This is a genomic window from Bartonella sp. AP30XZML (assembly GCF_042195945.1).
Lineage (GTDB): Bacteria > Pseudomonadota > Alphaproteobacteria > Rhizobiales > Rhizobiaceae > Bartonella.
This window is the reverse complement of record NZ_JBHIPJ010000080.1, coordinates 1-1,346: the sequence shown is the minus strand read 5'-3', so window position 1 is coordinate 1,346 and position 1,346 is coordinate 1. Positions and strand designations below refer to the sequence as shown.

Below are 1,346 nucleotides of genomic sequence, written 5' to 3'. Positions count from 1 at the left end.
AGTTTTTAAAGCTACAAAGTGCTTTAGATAAACGTTTTGGACAGGATGCCATTCATAAACAAGACTTTGACTTGTCAAAAGTAATACCTCAAAACCAGCCTCCGGATAAGAAGCTTATGAGTGAGTTTCAAACGGCTGTTAAATTTTTGCAACAGAGACAACAGGAGCAAATCAATGCGATAGCGCGTGAAAGATCAAAAGATGTGATACGGTAAGGTAAGGGATAAAAACTTGCTTCTATAGCTTATTTGAGCTATAATAAATATCAACAAAGGAGAATTTTATGTTGAGTGAAGAGGAAATTAAACGACGTCGCTTTGATGCTAAAAATGCATTAGCAAGCCAACGTTTAGAGGGGTTGGAACCAGATCCACAAGTTGTTGCTCAAGTAGAGCGTTATATTATAGGTGAACTTGAAATAAGTGATATTATCAAAGATTATATAGAGCGGGTAAAACGTGGAGAAGTATAAAGGGGGCGTTGATCCTTATACTGATGCTGAAACTGGTGTGATGTATAATCGGTTTGGTATTAAAGATGAAGCTACGCTAAAGTATGTAGAGTCTACTCTCGCTTATGCAAAATCTCTTGAACTTAAGCGTACTCCTATTAGGGGTAGGTTTGATCTTAATCATATGAAAGATATTCACAAGAAGCTATTTGGTGACGTCTATGAATGGGCAGGAGAGATCCGTTCAATAGATATTACCAAAGGTGGTTGTTTATTTGCTTATCATCATCAGATTGAAAGCTACGCACCGAAGATTACACAGCAGCTTGCCAAAGAACAATATCTGCGTGGTCTTGATGCGGATAAATTCAGCCAGAGAGCTGGATATTATATGGGTGAAATAAATGCGTTGCATCCGTTTCGAGAGGGAAATGGACGTACTCAGCGTGAATTTATTGGTCAACTTGCTTGTGAAGCTGGCTATAATATTGACTGGGACGGTATCACGCGAGAGGAAATGACAAAGGCATCAATTGAGGCACTTTATGGTACTTCTGAATTACTGTCTGAGCTTATTCGTAAGAACCTTACTGAATTTACAAAGAATAGAGAGATTGATGTTTATCAAGGTTTTGGGGGAAAAATAGCTTCTGATGTACAGAACAATAAAGAATTATCCGAAGAACAAAAGGAAAAAATTACAACGGTTTTTAATAAAGTGAAGACAGCTTTTAGCAGACTTCAAAAAGAAGAACCCAAGGTTGAACAATCACAAAAAGATTTGAATGTTTCTTCAAAAGCAACAGAAAAAGCTCCATACCTTGCTGCTTATACGGATAACTCTAATCTAGAACAGAAGGTGCTAAGCGCTCTTAGAAATAAAAAATCTTACGTT

Annotated in this window: 2 protein-coding genes and 1 pseudogene; all 3 read left to right on the top strand. The window is 37.2% G+C overall.

Annotation, left to right across the window (positions count from 1 at the left end):
- A pseudogene (locus tag ACFIL2_RS06255) lies at window positions 1-215 on the top strand (adenosine monophosphate-protein transferase); the annotation flags it as partial.
- A gap of 68 nt (window positions 216-283) precedes the next feature.
- On the top strand, window positions 284-472 hold the full coding sequence (locus tag ACFIL2_RS06250; RefSeq protein ID WP_375618808.1) for an antitoxin VbhA family protein: 189 nt from the start codon (window positions 284-286) through the stop codon (window positions 470-472).
- Window positions 459-1,346: Fic/DOC family protein (locus ACFIL2_RS06245; protein ID WP_375680431.1), on the top strand; the 888-nt coding region annotated here is incomplete at its 3' end. The genes ACFIL2_RS06250 and ACFIL2_RS06245, both read left to right, overlap by 14 nt.